General features: G+C 57.7%; 24 protein-coding genes. 22 read left to right on the plus strand and 2 right to left on the minus strand.

The features are described 5' to 3' along the window. Positions 1-34: 34 nt before the first annotated feature. From I6J26_RS10450 to I6J26_RS10510, 13 genes are all read left to right on the plus strand, one after another. Positions 35-283 carry a hypothetical protein gene (locus I6J26_RS10450; protein WP_115021526.1) on the plus strand — a complete coding sequence of 83 codons (249 nt, stop codon included), beginning with the start codon at positions 35-37 and terminating at the stop codon, positions 281-283. Then, positions 280-612 (plus strand): hypothetical protein, encoded by a 333-nt coding sequence (locus I6J26_RS10455; RefSeq protein ID WP_147279313.1) that lies wholly within the window; start codon positions 280-282, stop codon positions 610-612. The genes I6J26_RS10450 and I6J26_RS10455 overlap by 4 nt, the downstream gene beginning before the upstream one ends. A gap of 217 nt (positions 613-829) precedes the next feature. Beyond that, positions 830-1600, plus strand: coding sequence for a phage antirepressor N-terminal domain-containing protein (locus I6J26_RS10460; protein WP_115021528.1), 771 nt, complete (start codon positions 830-832; stop codon positions 1598-1600). Positions 1601-1612: 12 nt separating this feature from the next. Next, positions 1613-1768, plus strand: coding sequence for a hypothetical protein (locus tag I6J26_RS10465; RefSeq protein WP_181815347.1), 156 nt, complete (start codon positions 1613-1615; stop codon positions 1766-1768). A gap of 1384 nt (positions 1769-3152) precedes the next feature. Continuing rightward, entirely contained in the window at positions 3153-3377 is a 225-nt protein-coding gene (locus I6J26_RS10470; RefSeq protein WP_115021530.1) for a helix-turn-helix domain-containing protein, read from the plus strand. A gap of 60 nt (positions 3378-3437) precedes the next feature. Then, complete coding sequence (locus tag I6J26_RS10475; protein WP_115021531.1) at positions 3438-3620, plus strand: hypothetical protein; 183 nt, start codon at positions 3438-3440, stop codon at positions 3618-3620. Beyond that, complete coding sequence (locus tag I6J26_RS10480) at positions 3617-3787, plus strand: hypothetical protein (RefSeq protein WP_181815348.1); 171 nt, start codon at positions 3617-3619, stop codon at positions 3785-3787. The genes I6J26_RS10475 and I6J26_RS10480 overlap by 4 nt, the downstream gene beginning before the upstream one ends. A 2-nt stretch (positions 3788-3789) precedes the next feature. Continuing rightward, complete coding sequence (locus I6J26_RS10485; RefSeq protein WP_115021532.1) at positions 3790-3969, plus strand: hypothetical protein; 180 nt, start codon at positions 3790-3792, stop codon at positions 3967-3969. A 244-nt stretch (positions 3970-4213) separates the two neighbouring features. Continuing rightward, entirely contained in the window at positions 4214-4393 is a 180-nt protein-coding gene (locus tag I6J26_RS10490) for a hypothetical protein (protein WP_147279314.1), read from the plus strand. After that, positions 4390-4566, plus strand: a complete 177-nt coding sequence (locus I6J26_RS10495; RefSeq protein ID WP_181815349.1) for a hypothetical protein — start codon at positions 4390-4392, stop codon at positions 4564-4566. Before I6J26_RS10490 ends, I6J26_RS10495 begins: the two co-directional genes overlap by 4 nt. A 5-nt stretch (positions 4567-4571) precedes the next feature. Then, entirely contained in the window at positions 4572-4973 is a 402-nt protein-coding gene (locus I6J26_RS10500; RefSeq protein WP_147279315.1) for a hypothetical protein, read from the plus strand. Next, positions 4966-6390 (plus strand): DUF2800 domain-containing protein, encoded by a 1425-nt coding sequence (locus tag I6J26_RS10505; RefSeq protein WP_239121781.1) that lies wholly within the window; start codon positions 4966-4968, stop codon positions 6388-6390. Before I6J26_RS10500 ends, I6J26_RS10505 begins: the two co-directional genes overlap by 8 nt. A 188-nt stretch (positions 6391-6578) precedes the next feature. Next, entirely contained in the window at positions 6579-7166 is a 588-nt protein-coding gene (locus I6J26_RS10510; RefSeq protein ID WP_115021534.1) for a DUF2815 family protein, read from the plus strand. On the opposite strand, the gene I6J26_RS10515 is transcribed toward I6J26_RS10510, so the two are convergent. After that, positions 7163-7645 (minus strand): type II toxin-antitoxin system VapC family toxin, encoded by a 483-nt coding sequence (locus tag I6J26_RS10515; RefSeq protein WP_115021535.1) that lies wholly within the window; start codon positions 7643-7645, stop codon positions 7163-7165. The genes I6J26_RS10510 and I6J26_RS10515 overlap by 4 nt on opposite strands. Before the next feature lie 2 nt (positions 7646-7647). After that, entirely contained in the window at positions 7648-8382 is a 735-nt protein-coding gene (locus I6J26_RS10520) for a hypothetical protein (protein ID WP_147279316.1), read from the minus strand. A 245-nt stretch (positions 8383-8627) separates the two neighbouring features. On the opposite strand from I6J26_RS10520, the gene I6J26_RS10525 reads away from it, so the two are divergent. The 9 genes from I6J26_RS10525 (at position 8628) to I6J26_RS10565 (ending at position 19333) form a co-directional block, all read left to right on the plus strand. Further along, on the plus strand, positions 8628-11150 hold the full coding sequence (locus I6J26_RS10525) for a virulence-associated E family protein (protein WP_115021536.1): 2523 nt from the start codon (positions 8628-8630) through the stop codon (positions 11148-11150). Between the two features lie 288 nt (positions 11151-11438). Beyond that, positions 11439-11720, plus strand: coding sequence for a VRR-NUC domain-containing protein (locus I6J26_RS10530; protein ID WP_115024270.1), 282 nt, complete (start codon positions 11439-11441; stop codon positions 11718-11720). Then, the gene (locus I6J26_RS10535) at positions 11701-13059 is read left to right on the plus strand and encodes a DEAD/DEAH box helicase (protein ID WP_115021537.1); all 1359 of its coding nucleotides are present in this window, start codon (positions 11701-11703) and stop codon (positions 13057-13059) included. The genes I6J26_RS10530 and I6J26_RS10535 overlap by 20 nt, the downstream gene beginning before the upstream one ends. Continuing rightward, positions 13056-13538: a hypothetical protein gene (locus tag I6J26_RS10540; RefSeq protein WP_115021538.1), complete on the plus strand. Its 483-nt coding sequence runs from the start codon at positions 13056-13058 to the stop codon at positions 13536-13538. The genes I6J26_RS10535 and I6J26_RS10540 overlap by 4 nt, the downstream gene beginning before the upstream one ends. Before the next feature lie 182 nt (positions 13539-13720). Beyond that, entirely contained in the window at positions 13721-14521 is an 801-nt protein-coding gene (locus I6J26_RS10545; protein ID WP_181815350.1) for an AAA family ATPase, read from the plus strand. 210 nt (positions 14522-14731) lie between these two features. Continuing rightward, entirely contained in the window at positions 14732-15022 is a 291-nt protein-coding gene (locus I6J26_RS10550; RefSeq protein ID WP_204084463.1) for a hypothetical protein, read from the plus strand. Further along, positions 14970-16544, plus strand: coding sequence for a terminase large subunit (locus I6J26_RS10555; protein WP_147279318.1), 1575 nt, complete (start codon positions 14970-14972; stop codon positions 16542-16544). The genes I6J26_RS10550 and I6J26_RS10555 overlap by 53 nt, the downstream gene beginning before the upstream one ends. 12 nt (positions 16545-16556) lie before the next feature. Then, positions 16557-17903 carry a phage portal protein family protein gene (locus I6J26_RS10560; protein ID WP_239121782.1) on the plus strand — a complete coding sequence of 449 codons (1347 nt, stop codon included), beginning with the start codon at positions 16557-16559 and terminating at the stop codon, positions 17901-17903. Further along, the gene (locus I6J26_RS10565) at positions 17900-19333 is read left to right on the plus strand and encodes a head maturation protease, ClpP-related (RefSeq protein WP_115021541.1); all 1434 of its coding nucleotides are present in this window, start codon (positions 17900-17902) and stop codon (positions 19331-19333) included. The genes I6J26_RS10560 and I6J26_RS10565 overlap by 4 nt, the downstream gene beginning before the upstream one ends. The last annotated feature ends 14 nt before the right edge of the window (positions 19334-19347 follow it).

Here is a 19347-nt window from a genome sequence, read left to right on the forward strand (position 1 = left end):
CGCACAAACACAAGAACCACATGGAGGTAACTACATGGCTGTCATGGCACCGCCCCGGTTCACCTTCCGCCCCGGAGCCCTAGACGCAATCATGCGCTCCAGGAACCTACAAACCGAAGAGCAGCTAGCCCTACTCATCGGAGTACGCGCCGCAGACATTCCGAAACTGCGCGCAGGGGCGAAGGTAACCGCGGAACTCGCGCTGCGAGTAGCCGCACTACAAGGCGACAAAAACTACATCGGCGCTTGGTTCGACCAAGTCAAAGAACAGGAAGCAGCATGACCCGCGATGAAAAGGAAACCTCCGGCGCTGCAACGCCGAAGGTGACCGTAGAACTTAGCGGAGACCCAATCTTCAACAAGGAAGAAGTGCTAGGTCTCGTGGCCGGATTTAAGGCCAAAATGGACGAACTGATTGTCGCTCAAGAGAAATTTAATCGAGCTTTCTCTCAAGGTCGACAATCCGAGCCTCTAACAACCCAAGGGAATACTGCATCTGATTTAGAGCTTGAAAAATCAGCATTCGGTCATCGCTTGCGGCGGTGGCTGGGGTTAGCTGTTCGGCGAGGGCTTCGATTTGCTCGGATACGGAAGTCGAAAACTGCCGAGTAACAGCCAGTTCTTTGGGTAGCGAGTCAGCACTATTCGCGAATGTTGCTGCCACGCCTTTTATCGACGCTCGCAGAGTTTTGAACTCGTCATTCATCATTTTTCACCTCACTTTCCAGGGCAGACCGCCCTGAATTAAGTGAAGCACACCTAGGAAACGAAAAGGCCCGGTGCTGGAACACCGAGCCAAAAAAGAACTACTAACAAGGAGATTACCACAATGGGAAACCAGCTAGTAACTATTCCGGTTCCCGGAACTTCCAACCCCATCATGGCGGTGCAGCACGACGGCACCGAATGGGCCGCCGCTCGCCATATCTGCGACGCGCTCGGCATCGACTGGAAGAGCCAGCATCGCAAGCTCGAGTCCAAGAATTGGGCACGTGTGGTCATGATGACCACGCACGATTCCAGCGGGCGCCAACAAGAAATCAGCATGGTTGACCGCCGAACGCTGACGATGTGGCTCGCCACCATCGACACCAACCGCGTCAATGAAGCGGCCCGCACCACTCTTGAGGCCTACCAGCTCGAAGCCGCTAACGCCCTCGATTCTTATTTCCACAAAGGCGGGGCCATTAACCCCCGCGCCGAGGAGCACCAGTTGAACGCGCTCATGCGCCAATCGCAAATGCAGATGGAACTCTGCCAAGCAGCGAAGGGGCTTATCCACCCAGACCACCTGGAGGCGAAAGCTCGCATCGTCTTGGCGCGCGGCCTAGGCGAGGCCCCGGAGCTCGACCCGAAGACCCGCCCCCTGTACACCGCGGACTTCCTCAAGTCGAAGAACCTCTCCAATAAGAAGATGAAGTCGGTCGCCCCGATGTTCGGCAAGCGAATGAAGGCACTGTACACGCTGGAAAAGGGACGCGAACCAGAAAAGTACGACCTCACCCTGCCTAACGGTCAAGTGCGCCAGGTCAATGGTTACACCGAAGCAGACCGACCGTTGATGCAGCGCGTCTGGGACCAGTACTACACCACCGCATAAGGACGAAGACCCATGAACCTCGCCGACATCCACGCTTTCATGCTCGGCTACATCGAAGCCGCAATCAAAGAGCAAATCGACCCCAAGGAAGTAGACGAGCTCTTTGCCGAGGCGGAAGCCGTAGCGCGCAAGACCCTCAAGAAACTCAACCAATCCAAAAACCAATAGCCCGACCTAGCAGGCAGGGGAGTGCAAGCCTCCCCACGGGCACCAGGCCGCCGAACCCTCCTGCCCCAGGGGATAGGACAGGAACCAGCTGGCCGCGATGACTGAAAACTGAAAAGAGAGCCCACCCCGGCAGAGAACGGTAGCCGGGACGTGTCCCCGCGGGACTACTTGGTGCAGCGAGCATGTGTCTTAGATTGCGATTGACCTGCACCGCCGACAGGCAGAAACCACCCGACCGCCGTAGCGGGCCAAAGGTGAGGCAACACCGCATAACCGGGCACGAAAAACACGAGTTGCGAAGGAAACTCGCCGGGTTCAAGTCCCGGACGCAACACCAAGACTACGGGCGCTTCCCACACATAGCGCCGCATCCTTGCGGTCTGCCCATAGTCCAGCTCCTGCACGATGTCGAGGTGCAGGAGCGCCTAGCCTTTCTAGCTCACTCGGTGAGAGCACACGCTACTAGCCCCAGTGGGGGTGGCTGCCCGGGCGGCGCCTGCGTGGAGGCCAGGTTAGAAACCTGGGAAAGGCACTCGGGGTGTCCCGGGGTACGCAAGCCGGGGTAAGCGGATGAAAGCACATCCTGCACCCATCTTTTCCAAATTTATCGACTGAAAATTTCAAGAAGCGAGGTCAAGAAATGTCAATCATCACCCTAGTGAGCTTTGGAATAGCGTGTGTAAGTATTGGATACATACTCGGGAACAAGTATTAACTTGCCCGCCACGTTTGCTCGCGGGGAATTTCATCCTCGCCAGCCCAACTCAAGCGGGCCGCCCCGCCTACGCTCCGTGGAATCATCTTTGTATTTGCCCTCAACGTTAGTCGCACCTCACAGTGGGGCTCCAAACGACTTACGGTGACCGGAGAGTTCGCAACTTCAAAGTAGTCAACTCGAAGACTTCGCACTACATACCCAAACGGGTTGAAAATGATCAGATTCTCGTCTGCTTCATCGATTCTCACTAGAAGTTGATTGGTTTCTCTTGCGTTAGTGATTTCTTGGAGCCGAGCAAGCTTGCTGTTTGCAACAGCGATGGCCTCTTGTGCTGCGAGCGCTCTTCTGGCCGCAGCATCGGCATTCACGCGTTCGACCCTCGCGAGCACGGCGCTAACTGCTGCGATAGCCGCGCTAATGATGGATGTCCATTCTTGTATGTTCATCCCTTCATTAAATCAGGTCAGTTGACCTACCACGGTGGGTTGCGCACACCGTTAATCACGCAAGAAGCACCCCGCGGCCAATACCACTTAGCGCGGGGTGCTTTCCTATCGAACCCAATTTGAAAGGAGTCCTAGCCATGGACTTTATCACTAATCTACTGCGGTGTTATCGCGGTCGGCACCGCAAGCCCCGCACCCGCACCTTCTGGCTGGTGTGGCGATGACCAGCAAACAACTCATGGAAATGGTCGAGGCCGTCCTCGGCAAAAGGGTCGCCAACCTGACTGTCCAACAATTCGCCGACATTACCGGCCTTTCGCACCGCACCATCCGCCAAGACTGCGCCGCCGGCCGACTACCCGCATACCAAAGCGCCGTAGGCACCCCGTACCTCATCCACTACACACACCTGACCCGATACATGGAGATCAACCATGCCGCCTAACTTCGAATTCGTCGACATCGCGTCCCACTCGCCGCGCTTTTACATGATGCGGAGGGGCTAATGAGCAAGTTTGAGATTCCACTCGACCAAGCCGCAAAAGAATTCTACGAGATTGAGGGCCGATACCTCGCTCTCTGCCAACTCACCCGCCTACCTGACGGTATGCGCAAACGCATCCGAGACGCCGCCGCCTACGTCCGCCACCTCGCCATCCTTACAGAGAAAGAAGCCAAGAAACGATGACCACCACTAATCGACCCCCACGCACCACACTGGATTCCCGCCGCGTCGCCTACTGGCAAGACATCGCAGCCAAGCGCACCCGATTGGCCTGGGCTACTGGCATCCTCGGAGGCCTCATCGGCTTCGTCCTCCACGCCTTCATCAGCATGCCCCCGGTGTGGATGTAGCCATGCCGCTATTCGGATACGACGCGGCTGAGCCGTCGCGTGAGGCACGCAAAATTGCCCTCGCCCGTCTGGAGGGCGAAGTCTTGGATTGGATGCGCGACCACGGCGATGCTTTCCCCGTGTTGCGCGATAAATGCTTCGAGATTGAGACCTGCATCGACATGGAGCGTGGAGCCCTATGAGAGAAGACGGGCTCCCAAACCCGATCTTTGACAGCACCAGATGGTGGGTATCAATCCCCACACCAAAAGCATTCAAGACACGCAAAGAAGCTTGCGAAGCCCTCGCCACATACCGCCGAGAAGAAAAATGCCTGTACCTCGGATGCTGGGCAGAAGGCGCCGACGACCTTGGCTGGGGAAAAGGCTTCCGATTCTGCCCATACCACGCACACCACGCACGAAAAACACTCAACCAAAGGACAGCATGAATTCACCATCACAGATGCCCTCACACATCAGCTCACAGCGCCGCCACCTCGACGAGCTCATCGACCAGGCCACTACCACCATGCAGGCCTTCCTTGCCGCAGGACTCACCGAGGACACCGCGCTCGCACTGACTGATATCACCCTCGACCGCTTCGACCAAGGAGCCAAACTGTGACCGCCAATAATGACCGATTCACACTGCGTCGCTGGGCAGCAGCCAAACACATCACCAAAGCCCAACTGGCTGACCTCATCGACAAGGGCTACATCACCACCCTTGACGACGGCACTCACCGGCTCACCCCAGTCGGCACCGCCCTCATCACTGGAAAGGACACCACACTATGACCTGGATGAATAAAGATTTGACCCTCGACCTGCTCGCTATCGGTATTGACACGCTGCAGCGCACCTACGACCGCATCAAGCAGGAGCCGGATACTGTATCCCCCTGGCCGCAGGTGGAGAGCACGCAGGCCGCGCCGGGCGCGGTAGAGGAGAATCAGGCGCCAGCGCCAGCGTCACAGTCGCAGCCAGAGCCGGCACCCCAGCAAGAGCCCGAAGACCAGGCCACAGACCGCCTACCCGAAGCCCAAATCATTCTCCGCCACATCAGCCTCGCAGAAGGCCCAGCATGGATCACTGGCGAACTATTCCCGCACTTCGGGGTCAAGACCCTGACCGACGTGCCGAAGGAGAAGCTGCCGGAGCTCATCAGCATGGCCACCCAGTACAAGGAGGCCCTGAATGAGTAGCTACCAAGCACTGCTTGCCATGCCCGACACCATAGATGACGAAGAACTCTCCCACATTGAGGACGTCATCAACCAGGCCGGCATCACCCACCTAGAAGACACTGATGGAGTTATCCGACGCATCGCCGGACACCTCAACAAAAAGACAATTCCGCTAGCGAACAAGAACGGCGACGGGCCGACACGGCTGTCTTTCGGCAAGGTGAAAACATTGGGCGCTCTCGAAGAAGATGCGCCCGAACCTGTGGGGCACACCGCGCGCTCCCACGCAGTACTCTCCGCCTCCAGTGCTCACCGCTGGCTGCACTGCACCCCAGCCCCACGGCTAGAGGAGCAATACCCGGACAGTAGCTCTGATGCCGCCGCCGAAGGTACTGCCGCCCACGAGCTCGCAGAGCACAAGCTCCGCAACCTCCAGGGCCTGCCCAGCACGCTTACCAGTACTGACTGGGTGACTGAGGAAATGGACGACTACACCGACGACTACGTTGACAACGTTGTTGCTGAGCTCGACCGCGCGCAAAAGTCTAGCCCGGCCGCGTTCCTCGCCATCGAACAACGCCTCGACTTCTCGCATATCGTGCCGGACGGCTTCGGCACCGGTGATGCCCTCATCGTCGGAGACGGCACCATGACCGTCATCGACCTGAAATACGGCAAAGGCGTAGAGGTGTCCGCGGTGGGTAATCCTCAGATGGCCCTGTACGCCCTGGGCGCGCTGACCCAGTTCGGCATGATTTACAACATCGACCGGGTGCGCATGGTGATTTTCCAGCCGCGCCTAAACAACGTGAGTGTCGATGAGGTCAGCGTGGCGGAACTGTTGCAGTGGGCTGAGAACGTGGTCAAGCCACAGGCGCAGGCTGCTATCAAAGGTGAGGGGGAGCTGATTGCGGGGGAGTGGTGCCGCTTTTGTCGCCACGCCCCACAATGCACTGCGCTCGCCACCAAGTACTTCGCCCCCATCCCCAAGGAAGCGGACGAGGTGACCCCGGCAGCGCCCGCACCGGAGACACTTACCGATGCCCAGATAGCCAACATTGTTACCTGGTCTGGGGAGCTGAAGAAGTGGCTGGGCACGGTAGAAAAGTTCGCCCTAGACCAGGCAAACAACGGGCGCGCGTACCCGGGCCTGAAGCTTGTGGAAGGCCGCAGCGTGCGCCGCTACACGGACGAGGACGCCGTAGCCAAGGCGGTCGAAAAGACCGGCCACGACCCGTACGAGAAGAAGCTGTTGGGTATTACCGCGATGACGAAGTTGCTCGGCAAAAAGCAGTTTCAGGACACGCTCGGCGACCTGGTCCACAAGCCTGCAGGTAAGCCAACGCTCGTGCCTGAGTCGGATAAACGCCCCGCACTGCAGGTAGCCACCCCGGAAACCGTATTCAAACCACTAGGAGGAACCACTAATGACTGACCAAGAAGTCGCGTACCGCAAGATTCAATCTGTCTTTAACCCGACAGGGGAGAAGTTCGGAGACGACCCGGAGCCGGATTACCCGCCCGCCGCCTAGCCCCCGTGTCCGCCGCTGGTCGACGAGATTCACCGGCACCAACAACCCACCACCAACCATCACCAACTAGTTCCAAGGAGGAACCACCACTATGGCCATCACCAACCGCGACGTCACCTTCCCCGCACGCCTCAGCTTCAACGACCTATTCACCCCACGCGCACAAGCCGAAGGAGCCGACCCGAAATATCAAGCCGTCCTTCTCATCCCCAAGAACGATGAGAAGACCATCGCCGCTATCAACGCTGCGATTGATGCCGCCGTCCAGGACGCAGTCACCCGCGGAACTATCAAGCAGGCGATCGACCCGACCATGACCCAGTACCCGCCGCTGCGCGACGGCGACCGCCCGAAGAACAACGGTGAGGCCCGCGGAGACGCCTACCAAGGGCACTGGTTCATCTCCGCAAAGGCCCCTGAGAGCCGCAAGCCGTTCGTCGTTGACGGCAATGTTCGCCCGATTCTTGACCAGTCGGAGGTCTACTCCGGCATGTACGTCAACGCCGCCGTGCAGTTCTACGTGTACTCCACCTCTGGCAACGTGGGTGTGGCCGCGTCCCTGAGCGGTATTCAGAAGGTGAAGGATGGGGAGCGCCTGGGCGCTGAGCCCACCACCGCGGAGGACGTATTCTCCACGCTCGGCGGCCAGGCTGCGCCGTCCGCAGGCCTCGGATTCTAAGTAAGTCCCGAGAAAAGATCGCCGTATGGAGCAGCAGGAGGATGTGTTACAGAAATCGGGTTCAATCCGGTACAAGCTTTGATTAGCTTGTCATCGTAAGTGAAAACGGATTGGCAACTGGCAGCAATCCCGGAGGCAACAATCATTGCATCTGCCGGGCGAATAAGCCGCTCAAGACACAATTCTCCTGCTGTCTCCATCACGAAACTATCTGCTTCAACAAGAGTGAAATCTCGTCTGAATAGAAAATCTTTTGCCTTATTTACAGCTGCATTGCTAATCGGTGGGGTAGATGCCCCTGCCCTCATAGCTGGAGTACCCAGCAACTCAACGCCAACCATTGTCGGTATAAATACCTCGTAGGCATCGCTCTCAATCACAAACTCAACTGAGTCTGCGTAACTCTTTGCCTTCGGAATATGCGGATGATCGAGAAACAAATAGATCAGTGCACACGTATCTAGCACTACACGTTGCAAAACTAATCAACACTCCTCAATCGGTCAATAAAATGCACTGGGTCCTCAATCGACTGTCGATATTCAGACCAAATGCCACGTCCATTAGAAAGACTTCGATCTGGTAGAACATCAACTCCATAAAGATGAACTAGTTCAATCTGATTCGTATCGAAATTTCGATGGACTTTCCCACGAACACGCACCCGCTTGTGCATTTTAGACAGAACATCTTCACGTTGGATTTCCGAAAAAAGAACCTTTACAGAAGCATCAGTCGATTCATCTCTGATCCAAGCTTTGAGCTCATGCGAATCAGAGCCGTTGTAACGGTTTAGTTCGCCGGTAACAGATCCAATTGAAACGAGTGACGCTGAAAGTGCTTTTTCAATTGCTTCTTTCAAATCTGCGTCAATCGGAATCCAATCACTTTGTTTTATCGACAGAGTCGCACCGTTGGTTTTTTGGCCTTCTTTGGCAATCTCGCGAAGATACCTAAGTTGCTGTCGATTCCAGCCGCGAGGTATCTGGCACGTGCGACTGATGGATTTAATTCCGGAGTAAAGCCTGTGAAGCGATTCATCATCAATCAAAACTTCAGTGACAACGCTAGATTGACGGACGCCTGACATTTTTACTCGACCCGAATTTGATGGAAACGCTTGAATCAACTTTGCTAACGATTCAAGAGCTCGAGCTACTGAAAGAGCCTCTATGTTTTCTATCTCGCCATTGAGCGTCAGTTCGAGCTTTTGCATTTCATCTCCTTCCTAGGTTGAGCAAATTAGTAAAGACCTTTCTCGAAGCAATCATAGTGCTCAGCGCTGTACAAGCTAGCGAGTTTTAACAAATTATCTCAAAACCACCGCAACACGCCCATGACCCACACACCGGGCACGAGAAGCCATGCGCGTCTACCTGCGCCAGCGGGGTATTCATCATTGCACCCCCACATGCATCGACGCCCTCATCAACCCACCCCTTCCAAGGAGGAGAAGCCCCAATGAAAAACCGCGAGCTCAAAATCGCCACCGCCACCACCCGCACCTCCTCCCTCTGGACCAACCAACTCACCTCCCTCCAAGACCTCACCGCGCGCGCGTATGAGCCCATCATCGTCAACTGCACCAAAGACGAGTACCGCAGCCTCGCCAAGGCAGAAAAGGACAAGCACAAAGACGTCGGTGGTTTCGTCGGTGGTCACCTCAAGCACGGGCGCCGCCGCAAAGGCCACATCCTCGCCCGCTCTCTCATCACCCTCGACCTCGACAACATCCCCACAGATGTCGACCTCGCTGCCGCCCTGGCCGACACCCTGCCGTACGCTTGGCTCGCACACACCACGCTTAGCCACCTCACCACCGAACAACGCTGGCGGATCTGGGTCTGGCTCCACCGCGACGTCACCGCCGACGAATACGGCGCCGTCGCCCGCAGAGTCGCCCAAGACATTAACCCAGGATTGAAGTGGTTCGACCCCACCACCTTCGAACCAGAACGATTCTTCTACTGGCCCGCCACCCTGCAAGATGGCGACTACCACGTCGAAATCAGCAGCAAAAAGGACATCCTCAACCCCGACGACTACCTCGACCGGTACGACACCTGGCAGGACGTCACCACCTGGCCCGGCGTCACACCCGACGACGCCAAAGCCATGCTCGGCACCTCCAAGCTCGACGACCCGCGCGACAAGCCCGGCATGCTCGGCGCATTCAACCGCGCCCACCCAATCCCGCGCGCTATCAAAACCTTCCTCGCGGACGTCTACAAGCCTGGCACCACAAAGGACCGCTACACCTACACCGGCGGCTCATCCTCAAATGGTCTCATCGTCTACAACGGTGGCCACTACGCCTACTCTCAGCACGCTACCGACCCCGCCGCCGACGGGCACTCGCACTCCGCGTTCGACCTCGTCCGCATCCACAAATACGGAGACCTCGACACGGACACCCCGGCAGGCACCCCAGCCAACAAACAACCCAGCTACACCGCGATGATGGACTTCGTCAACAACGACCCCGGCGCCAAAGCCGAAAACGCGAAAGCGACCGCGGCAAAAATCGCAGACGTCTTCCAACCCATCACCGAGGACCAGGAAGCGCGCGGCGAAGAGGACGACGCAACACCACCCGAGGCAGGGGACAACACCACCGAGGCAGGGGAGAAGGACACCGCCACCTGGCTGACCCAACTCGAAACCAAAAAAGACGGCGGCTTCAAAGACACCATCGGAAACTTCGAACTCATCCTCACCCACGACCCACGACTCAACCACATCGCCTGGAACGCCCACGCCAACCGCCTCGAAATCCAAGACCCCCAAGCCCTCCCATGGGAACAACTCACACCAGGATGGACCGACAACGACGAAGCAATGCTCAAAACAGAAATCGCCCGCACCTACCAAGGCCTCTACTCACCCACCAAAATGCACGACGCCCTCATCGCAACCGCCACCAAACGCGCATTCCACCCCGTCCGCGACTACTTCAACCACCTCCCACCCTGGGACGAAACACCCCGCCTCGACACACTCCTCATCGACACCCTCGGCGCCGACGACACCGACTACACCCGCGCCGTAACCCGCAAAACCTTCGTCGCAGCACACCGGAGAACCTTCCAACCCGGCTGCAAATTCGACCAAGTCCTCACCCTCGTCGGACCCCAAGGCGCCGGCAAATCCACCATCTTCAACCGCATGGCCAACCCCTGGTTCTCCGACTCACTGACCATCACCGACATGAAAGACAAAACAGCAGCCGAGAAACTCCAAGGCAACCTCATCGTCGAACTCTCCGAGCTCGCCGGCATGCGCAAAGCCGAAGCCGAACCAGTCAAAGGCTTCATCTCACGGACGGAGGACAAGTACCGGCCCGCGTACGGCCGCACCGTCATCACCTACCCACGCCAAGGCATCATCGTCGGCTCCACCAACGCCGACGAAGGCTTCCTACGCGACACCACCGGTAACCGCCGCTGGTGGCCCGTCCACGTCACCGGCCAAGGCTGGCTCGGCAAACCACACGACCTAGACCAGGCCACCATCGACCAACTCTGGGCCGAAGCACGCTACCGCGACCAGCAAGGAGAAAAGCTCTACCTCACCGGCGACCTCCTCCACCAGGCGGAGCACATCCAAGCCGAATCAGTGGAGGCCGACGATCGCATCGGCATCGTCCAGGAATATCTCAACAAGACACTGCCCGAAAACTGGGACGCCCTCCCACTCAACGTGCGCCGCGTCTGGCTCGACGGCGGAGGCCTCCCAGAGCACTTAAAAGACAGAGGGAGGCCCACCAACTACTACACGCGCGACAGCGTGTCGAAAATCGAAATCTGGGCCGAGTGCTTCGGACGCAACCCGGAAGACATGCGCAAGATTGACTCCCATGAAATCACCGCTATCTTGCGCCAGATTGACGGGTGGGAAGACAGCGGGTTTCAGCGCAGGCTGCCAATCTACGGCAAGCAAAGAATCTTCCGACGCGCAGAAGTGGGAACAAATGTTCTGGCCTGAAAAAGGTGGAACAAAGGGTGGAACATTGCTTTGTTCCGGCTTTGTTCCACCCGGAACAAAAGACGAGATTGTTCCACTTTGTTCCACCCTTTGTTCCGGGATGAAAACCCGCACTATCCAGCAAGAACAGTAGAGGTGGAACAAACGGAACAAAAAAATGTACTTAGAAACATTCCATAGGAAATGGGGGGTGTTATGTATAGGAATACGTACATATCCCCTAAATACAAGACCTATATAGAAACGCCGTTCCGTTTGTTCCACCCACCACCGCAAGACAGGAAACCAATGCTCGAACGCGAAGTCGAAAAAGCACTCATCCACCAGGTCCGCAAACACGGCGGAATCACCCCAAAACTCACCAGCCCCAACAACGCAGGCATGCCAGACCGGCTCATAATCCTCCCACCCGGAAAGGTCTGCTTCGTCGAACTCAAAGCCCCCGGCAAGAAACCCCGCCCCCTCCAAGTAAGGCAGATGGAACGCCTCACTCAGCTTGGCTGCATGGTCCGCGTCATCGACCACCCCAACCAAATCCAGGAACTCATCCATGAAATTCAAGCCGCATGACTACCAGCGCTACACCATCCAGTTCATCATCGACCACCCAGAGTCTGCGATATTTCTAGGAATGGGCATGGGCAAAACAATCTCCACCCTCACCGCCATCAACGACCTCATCCGAAACCGTTTCGAAACCCAGCGTGTACTTGTCATCGCGCCCATCCGCGTCGCCCGCGACACTTGGCCCGCAGAAATCCACAAGTGGGACCACCTGGAAGGCCTCGCCGTCAGCCCCATCATCGGTACCGCAAAGCAACGACAAGACGCCGCCAATCGTCGCGCCGACATCTATACCATCGGACGCGAGAACATTCCCTGGTTGGTGAAGCACCACGGTAACCGCTGGCCCTACGACATGGTCGTCATCGATGAACTCTCATCGTTCAAAAACCCGCAGGCGAAACGCTTCAAAGCCTTGAAGAAAGTCCGCCCCAAAATACAACGCATCGTAGGCCTCACCGGCACACCCGCCCCCAACAGCCTGCTAGACATCTGGGCACCATTCCGACTCATCGACAACGGCCAACGCCTCGGCAAGTACATCACCCACTACCGAGATCAATACTTCACCCCCGGCCGGCGCAACGGTGCGGTCGTCTACAACTGGAACCTACGCCCCGGCGCAGACCAAGCAATCTACGACAACATTGCCGACATCACCGTCTCCATGCGCACCACTGACTACCTCCAACTGCCAGAAGCCACCCACCAGCACATAACCGTCCAACTCCCCGCGAAGGCGCGCAAGCACATCGACACCCTCAAACGTGACCTCGTCCTGGACCTCGACGACGACACCATCGACGCAGCCAACGCTGCCACCCTGTCACTGAAGCTGCAGCAGCTCGCCGGCGGCGCCATCTACAACGAAGAAGGTAATGACTACATCACCATCCATAATGAGAAGATCCAGGCACTAGCCGAACTCGTTGACCAAGCCCAGGGCAACCCGATACTCGTCTGTTACTGGTTCAAGCACGAGCGCGACCGCATCCTCAACTCCATCCCGGGCGCGCGCGTACTCGACACCCAGCGGGACTTTGAGTGCTGGAACGCAGGCCTCGTCCCCGTCGCCCTCATCCACCCCGCATCCGCGGGCCATGGCCTCAACCTTCAAGACGGGGGCCACATCATGGTTTGGTACACCACTCCATGGTCACTGGAGCTCTACGAGCAAGCCAACGCCCGCTTGCATCGGCAGGGACAAACTGAGCCCGTCAGCATCATCCATATCGACACCGCTGACAGTATCGACCAAACCGTTCACCAGGCACTTACCCGTAAAGACACCACGCAGCAAGCACTCATTACAGCCGTTAAGGCCCAACTCGAGGAGGCAGCATGAAACAAGTAGACGAATTCCACCTACGTGATACCGCCCGCGAGCTTGCAGAGCTCTACATCGAAATGCACGGACTGAAAGACACCACACCTAACCCGCCGGAGGTCAAGACCAGAAACAGCATCAAAGGGCTGGGGCCGAAGTCGCCTGGTAACTGGCTATGGGTGCACCGATACGTGGAGATGGAGCAGAACCTCCGCGAGCTCTGCCTCAACGCCTTCGGTACCGACGGCATCAACGTGCGCATCCAAGAATCTGACTTCACTGCACCACGCCTATGCGGTCTCATCGCCTGGCATGCGCAGCCACTGTCCGAACTGGACTGGGCGGCGGACTTATTGCAGGAGCTTGAGGACCAGGCGCGGAAGATGAACCGCTGGGTTAACCCGACTGACCAGGCTGACGCGCTGCTGCGGAGTGCGAGGGTGAAGCGGCATCTAGTTGACAAATATGGCCCACAACTTGACACAGGCCAAGAATGACATGCTACGCTAGCGCTAACGAAAGACCCCCGGCAAGCGCTGGGGTTTTTGTCGTTTTACATAGGTCTTACCGCCACCCCTCATCCCCATTGCAAGAGTTGAGTGGTTTCGAGCAACACCCGAGGGGCGCAGGCCGCCAGCTCACGACTGGAGTAAGACACAAAGAAGTAGGGGAGGTGACCATGGCTCTCATCGTCATCACTGGCCCGCCGGCGGCAGGCAAGACCACCTACGTTGCCGAGCATGCGAAGCCTGGCGATATCCGCATCGACCTAGACCACTTCGCCAATACTCTCGCAGGTGAAGACATGGGCAACCATGAGCACGCGGCGCACATCCTCACCGTGGCTAAAGCAGCACGGCAAGCAGCTATAGACGCCGCAATCAAACAGGACGCCACTGTGTGGCTTATCCACACCAAGCCCACGCCTAAGCAGCTGGGCAACTACCGCGACCTGGGCGCGACCATCCACGAAATCAACCCAGGTAAAGACGTGGTCATGAAACGCTGCAAGCAAGAGCGGCCCAAAGGCTCACTCATCGCAGCCGCCAAATGGTACGACACACACGACAAGGCGACCACGCATCAAAACCCCACCACCAAGAAGAAACCCAATTTTCGCGAACGTGGATACAGCTACCATGACCACGACCTGCCGCGAAAACGCCTACTCATCGCACTAAAAGACGGATCGCCATGCTGGTGGTGCGGACTACCGATGCACAAAGACAAAAAGAGGAATTGGGACGGCTGGGCGCTTGCTGCAGACCACTCCAACCCGCACGGCGCGAAAAACGGTGAGAAGCCTGACCGGCTACTGCATGGTCGGTGTAATTCACAGCGCCAGGATGGACGCTATGACAAGCGCAGACCAGCGTTGACTGGAAAGCACCCATCGGAGCCGCTAGCCCCACAGACAGGCCAGCAGGCACCGCCCCGTCCCCAGCAGAGCGGCGTCGCCGCGGCATTCGTCTGGAAATAGACCGGGTGGCCAGAATCTTAGGCCGTATCCCCAGCGTGCCCCTACCCTCATGACGCCGAGCACGAGGATTTTTTACACTCGGCCCAAAAGTTTCACTGACCAGCGTTAATGGAGGTTGGGATGATGGGGGAAGCCAACGAATTAGAGCATTTGGAACACCTCTACGAAATGGAGACATTCGAGCGCGGCGGACGTGACCTCTGGGAGCACATGAACGACCCGCGAGACCCCGCAGACGTTACCGCCCTGGTCGTGGAATCATGCCGCGTCAAAGACCGCCTCGACCGTCTACACCGCATCTCTACGCGTGATAACCGTGAATGGGGGCGACTGTTACCGACGGAAATGGAGGGCGAGTTCGTTCTCAAGATAGGGGATGTTCTGCGCGAGCAGCGGCAGACGGAAACCGTGTTCAAGCAGTTGATTGCGGAGATTGCTAGGAGGCGCAGTGAGTACGACGACGATGGAGAGGACGAAGAGGGAGGATTATCCGACCTGTGATGACTTCCCGTCGTTGTCGGGTAAGCAAACGCCGCTGAATCTCCGTGAGGCTCCCGGCATTCATGAGCATGGGCGCAAGAACATTGAGCTGTCTCGGCGTGTTGGGCTTACGGCGTTTCCGTGGCAGTGTCACGAAATTAACGCTATTAACGCTACGAACCAGGATGGTACGTGGGTGCATTCGGATGCGGTGCTTATCTGTCCGCGTCAGAACGGCAAGTCACTGTTGGTCGCGCTCATCGTTCTTTACCGCATCTTTGTCCTTGGTCAGAACGTGCTGTTTACTGCTCAGCAGTGGGAGACTGCGAAAGATCTGTGGGAGCAGACGTGGAAGATTGTTCGTGGTCGTAAGTTCATGTCGAAGCTGGTCACGTCGAAGACGTGCTCGCAGGGGCGTGGCACTATCTTCCTCTCTAACGGCGGGCGCGTCGTGTTTACTACCCGCTCTCAGGATGCAGGGCGTGGTTTGACCAAGGTCGACCTACTTATCTACGACGAGGCCTACAATCTGACGGACTCGGAGATGGCGGCGCTGGCGTTCCTCGTCCAGGCGGCGGACGACCCGCAGGTATTCTTCATGTCTTCGTCGGTGCACCGTGACTTCCCGCAGCACGCGAATGGCCGTGTGCTTTCGTCGATGCGTGAGCAGGCGCTGACGGAGTTCGATGAGAGTGAGCCGGTGTACTTGTCTGAGTATGCGGCTCCGGAGGATATGGACCCAGAGGATGAGCAGACTTGGCGGGTGGCTAATCCGTCGTATGGTGTGATTTCGAATGCGAAGAAGATGCGCAAAATCATGCGTCGTATGAACACGGAGGAAGGTCGTATCAACTTCGGTGTCGAAGCGCTTGGCTGGGGCGAGTGGTTCACACTCAAGGACTTGGATGATTTCACGCCGATTGTGGATCCGGATGTGTGGGACTCGTTGGCTGGCGCGCCGGAGGGAGTGACTGTGGATAACGTGGTTGCGGTTGATACGACGCCTGATGGTGAGAATGTGGCGTTGGTTGCCGCGGTGCGGCTAGGCGATGGGCGCGTGTTTTTGTCTTTGTCGCCGCATGAGAAGTTTGAGCGTGAAGTTCTTGTGGAGTCCGTGTGTGCGTCGATTGATGCTAACGACCCGTTGGCGTTGGTGCTTGATGGTTCCGGCCCGGTCGCGACGCTGATTGACCCGCTTGAGCATTCTGGTGTGGAGCCGGAGGTGTTGACGGGCGGCAAGGTTTCTGCGGCCTATGAGTTGTTCTTGCGGATGATTGCCGAGCGGCGGATTGTTCATGATGATGATCCGCGTTGGGCGGCGGCGTGGGCTGTGGCTGAAGAACGCGCCACGTCGCGTTACCGCAGCCTGGACCGTTATAAGGGTAATGTTTCCACCTTGAATGCCGCGGCGTTTGCAGTGTGGGGGCTGCAGGAGTTTTCAATCCCGGAGGAAGTGGACGTAAAGCAGAAGAAGCGTTATGTCGGTGCAGCTGTTCCGGTTGAGTCGGTGGGGGTGCCGAGTGTTGCGGCTATTGATTTTTAAGGAGGTGTGGTGATGGAGCCTATTGTTCGTCGTGAGGTGGGGGCTGCGCGCACGGTGTCGAATACTGCATTGGCGGAGGATAACTGGGCCTTGCGGTTCCCGGCGTCGTCTCGCGTGTTTGCGAAGATGGGGCGTGAGGACGCGCAGGTGAAGTCGGTGTTGCGTGCTGTGATGCTGCCGATTCGTCGTGCGACGTGGTACTTGGAGCCGAATGGTGCACCTGATGAGGTCGTGTCCTTGGTTGCTGAGGATTTGCGAATGCAGGTTAAGGGTGAGGACCCTAACAAGCCTGTGGCGGCGCGTACGGGCCGCGTGTCGTGGGAGAAGCACCTGGAGGATGCGCTGCGAGCTCTGCAGTTTGGGCATATGTTCTTTGAGCAGGTGTATGCGCCGGGGCGTGATGGTCGTGACCATTTGGTGAAGTTGGCGCCGCGTTGGCCGGGCACGATTACTGATATTCAGGTTGCGGCTGATGGGGGTCTAGCGTCAATCAAGCAGCGGGCCGCGGCGGGCGTGAAGAATGCGGAGTCGGTGGAGATTCCAGTCTCGCGCCTTGTCGGCTATGTCTTTGATGATGTGGGCTCCCAGTGGATTGGGCAGTCTGTGCTGCGGCCGGCTTATAAGCACTGGAAGCTGCGCGATGAGCTTTTGCGCATGGAGCTTAATGCCATTGACCGGAACAGCATGGGTGTGCCGGTGTATGAGGGGTCGGAGCTTGCTTTGGACCCTGATACGGATTTGAAGAACGGGCAGAAGATTGTTCAGTCTTTTCGTGCTGGTAAGTCGTCTGGTGCTTCGATTCCGGCTAAGGCGAAGCTGTCTTTGGTTGGTGTCAGTGGTCAGGTGATGTCGCCTCGGGAGGCGATTACTTATCACGACAACATGATTGCTAAGAGCGTGTTGGCGCACTTCCTGAACCTCGAGGGCAAGGGAGGCTCCTATGCTCTGGCGGAAACTCAGTCTGACCTGTTTATCCAGTCTTTGCAGACCACCGCCGAGTGGATTGCTGATGTCGCTACCCAGCACGTGGTGGAGGACTTGGTGCGTGTGGCGTTTCCGGAGCATGACGGTTTGATGCCGCGCATCACCCTGGACCCGATTGCGTCGAAGAAGGAAATCCAGCCGGGCGACCTTGCGCAGCTTAAGAACGCCGGCCTCATCCTGGCGGATAAGGACCTTGAGGAGGACCTACGCCGCCGCTATGTGCTTCCTCCGAAGCAACGGTTGACGGATGCGCTGCAGTCGAAGAAGGACCTGCAAACACTCGAGGAGCAATTCGGGGTCACGTTGAGTTCTCAGGATGAGGTTCCTACTGATTCTGCCCTTGCCACGTTGAAGAGCTTAAGGAGTAACCCTTGAACGAGATTCTCATGTATGGGCCTATTGGGCCAGATTTTTGGGAACCTGAGAATGCGATTACTGCGAAGTCGGTGATGGCTCAACTCTCCGAAATCTCCGGTGACGTAACGGTGCGCATTTCATCTGGTGGTGGTGATGTGTACGAAGGCATTGACATCATGAACGCCCTTAAGGGCTATGACGGTGAGGTCACGGTGATTGTGGAATCACTGGCCGCGTCTGCCGCATCGTTCATTGCGGTCGGTGGTGCTGACCGCGTACTCATGCGGGAGTCGTCGGAGCTCATGATCCATCGTGCGTGGACGTTTACCGACGGCAACGCGGATGATGTGCGCAAGACGCTGGAAGACCTGGAGCGGCAGGACAGCAAGCTTGCCCGCATCTACGCCGGTAAGGCCGGTGGTGAGGTACAGGACTGGTTGGACGCGATGAGCGCGGAGACCTGGTACACGGCGGAGGAAGCTGTGGCGGCAGGCTTGGCAGATGGGATTGTGGCGGAGAAGTCGTCCGCTCCGGCGCCGTCGGCGTCGTTGGCGAAGCGTCGTTTCAAGTTCGCTAACCGGGCTGCGGCTCCGCCGCCGCCTGTCACCCGGTCGGAATCGGGGGACATGACATCTAAGCCCAGTGATGGGCAGATTGGAGACAAGATGAGTATCTTGAATCAGCTCGCCAAGGAGCTGGGCAAGACGCCGGAGGACGTGCAGAACGCACTCTCCGGCTTTTTTAATGAGACCGTTCAAGTCAACACCGAAGTGGAGATTTCCTACCCGGAGGGCACACAGGTCGTGCCGACGGGTAAGGCAACTATCACCCCGGTTGGCGACGTGCCGACTGGGCTGTCGTTCGCCCTGGGCGAGGTTGCCGAGGGGTGGTCCGCTGAGGTTGCCGAAGATACCGGTGTTATTACCGTGACTGCGCCGAACTCGGAGCCTGGCGAGCAGGTCTCCCTGACCGTCACCGTCCAGTCTGGTGAGGGTGAGCCGACCGAGCTGACCACTGGAGTCATGGTTAAGGCTGCTGCCGATGATGAGGGCGAGCCGACATCTGTGGAGCCGGCCGCGCCGGGTACCCCGGGTGAGCTTGGTGGAGACACTGTCTCTCTCGACAGTGAGACTTATGCGGAGCTCAAGGCTGCTGCCCAGTTCGGTTGGAAGGCGATGGAGAAGGACAAGGAGTCCAAGCTTGTCGCCGAGGTTGATGGATGGGTTAAGGATGGTCGCATTTCCGCATCTCGTCGTGCGAAGGCTGTGGCTGCGATGAAGCGTGACCCGCAGACCGCCCGTGACCTTTACGGCTCCAATCCGAAGGGCACTATCCCACGGGCTGAGTTGGGTTACGGAGTCGATGACACCGCCGACGGAGAGCCTGACATTCCAACCCGAGAAGACCTGTACAAGCGTGCCGAAGAACGCCGGGCCACCCACAAGTAACCACATTCCGATAA

The sequence above is a fragment of the Corynebacterium minutissimum genome, assembly GCF_016889765.1.
GTDB lineage: Bacteria > Actinomycetota > Actinomycetes > Mycobacteriales > Mycobacteriaceae > Corynebacterium > Corynebacterium minutissimum_B.

Excerpts from the sequence above, each read along its gene's own strand:
- I6J26_RS10450 (WP_115021526.1), top strand. The coding sequence starts at position 35 with ATGGCTGTCATGGCACCGCCCCGGTTCACCTTCCGCCCCGGAGCCCTA.
- I6J26_RS10455 (WP_147279313.1), top strand. The coding sequence starts at position 280 with ATGACCCGCGATGAAAAGGAAACCTCCGGCGCTGCAACGCCGAAGGTG.
- I6J26_RS10460 (WP_115021528.1), top strand. The coding sequence starts at position 830 with ATGGGAAACCAGCTAGTAACTATTCCGGTTCCCGGAACTTCCAACCCC.
- I6J26_RS10465 (WP_181815347.1), top strand. The coding sequence starts at position 1,613 with ATGAACCTCGCCGACATCCACGCTTTCATGCTCGGCTACATCGAAGCC.
- I6J26_RS10470 (WP_115021530.1), top strand. The coding sequence starts at position 3,153 with ATGACCAGCAAACAACTCATGGAAATGGTCGAGGCCGTCCTCGGCAAA.
- I6J26_RS10475 (WP_115021531.1), top strand. The coding sequence starts at position 3,438 with ATGAGCAAGTTTGAGATTCCACTCGACCAAGCCGCAAAAGAATTCTAC.
- I6J26_RS10480 (WP_181815348.1), top strand. The coding sequence starts at position 3,617 with ATGACCACCACTAATCGACCCCCACGCACCACACTGGATTCCCGCCGC.
- I6J26_RS10485 (WP_115021532.1), top strand. The coding sequence starts at position 3,790 with ATGCCGCTATTCGGATACGACGCGGCTGAGCCGTCGCGTGAGGCACGC.
- I6J26_RS10490 (WP_147279314.1), top strand. The coding sequence starts at position 4,214 with ATGAATTCACCATCACAGATGCCCTCACACATCAGCTCACAGCGCCGC.
- I6J26_RS10500 (WP_147279315.1), top strand. The coding sequence starts at position 4,572 with ATGAATAAAGATTTGACCCTCGACCTGCTCGCTATCGGTATTGACACG.
- I6J26_RS10505 (WP_239121781.1), top strand. The coding sequence starts at position 4,966 with ATGAGTAGCTACCAAGCACTGCTTGCCATGCCCGACACCATAGATGAC.
- I6J26_RS10510 (WP_115021534.1), top strand. The coding sequence starts at position 6,579 with ATGGCCATCACCAACCGCGACGTCACCTTCCCCGCACGCCTCAGCTTC.
- I6J26_RS10520 (WP_147279316.1), bottom strand. The coding sequence starts at position 8,382 with ATGCAAAAGCTCGAACTGACGCTCAATGGCGAGATAGAAAACATAGAG.
- I6J26_RS10525 (WP_115021536.1), top strand. The coding sequence starts at position 8,628 with ATGAAAAACCGCGAGCTCAAAATCGCCACCGCCACCACCCGCACCTCC.
- I6J26_RS10530 (WP_115024270.1), top strand. The coding sequence starts at position 11,439 with ATGCTCGAACGCGAAGTCGAAAAAGCACTCATCCACCAGGTCCGCAAA.
- I6J26_RS10535 (WP_115021537.1), top strand. The coding sequence starts at position 11,701 with ATGAAATTCAAGCCGCATGACTACCAGCGCTACACCATCCAGTTCATC.
- I6J26_RS10540 (WP_115021538.1), top strand. The coding sequence starts at position 13,056 with ATGAAACAAGTAGACGAATTCCACCTACGTGATACCGCCCGCGAGCTT.
- I6J26_RS10545 (WP_181815350.1), top strand. The coding sequence starts at position 13,721 with ATGGCTCTCATCGTCATCACTGGCCCGCCGGCGGCAGGCAAGACCACC.
- I6J26_RS10550 (WP_204084463.1), top strand. The coding sequence starts at position 14,732 with ATGAACGACCCGCGAGACCCCGCAGACGTTACCGCCCTGGTCGTGGAA.
- I6J26_RS10560 (WP_239121782.1), top strand. The coding sequence starts at position 16,557 with ATGGAGCCTATTGTTCGTCGTGAGGTGGGGGCTGCGCGCACGGTGTCG.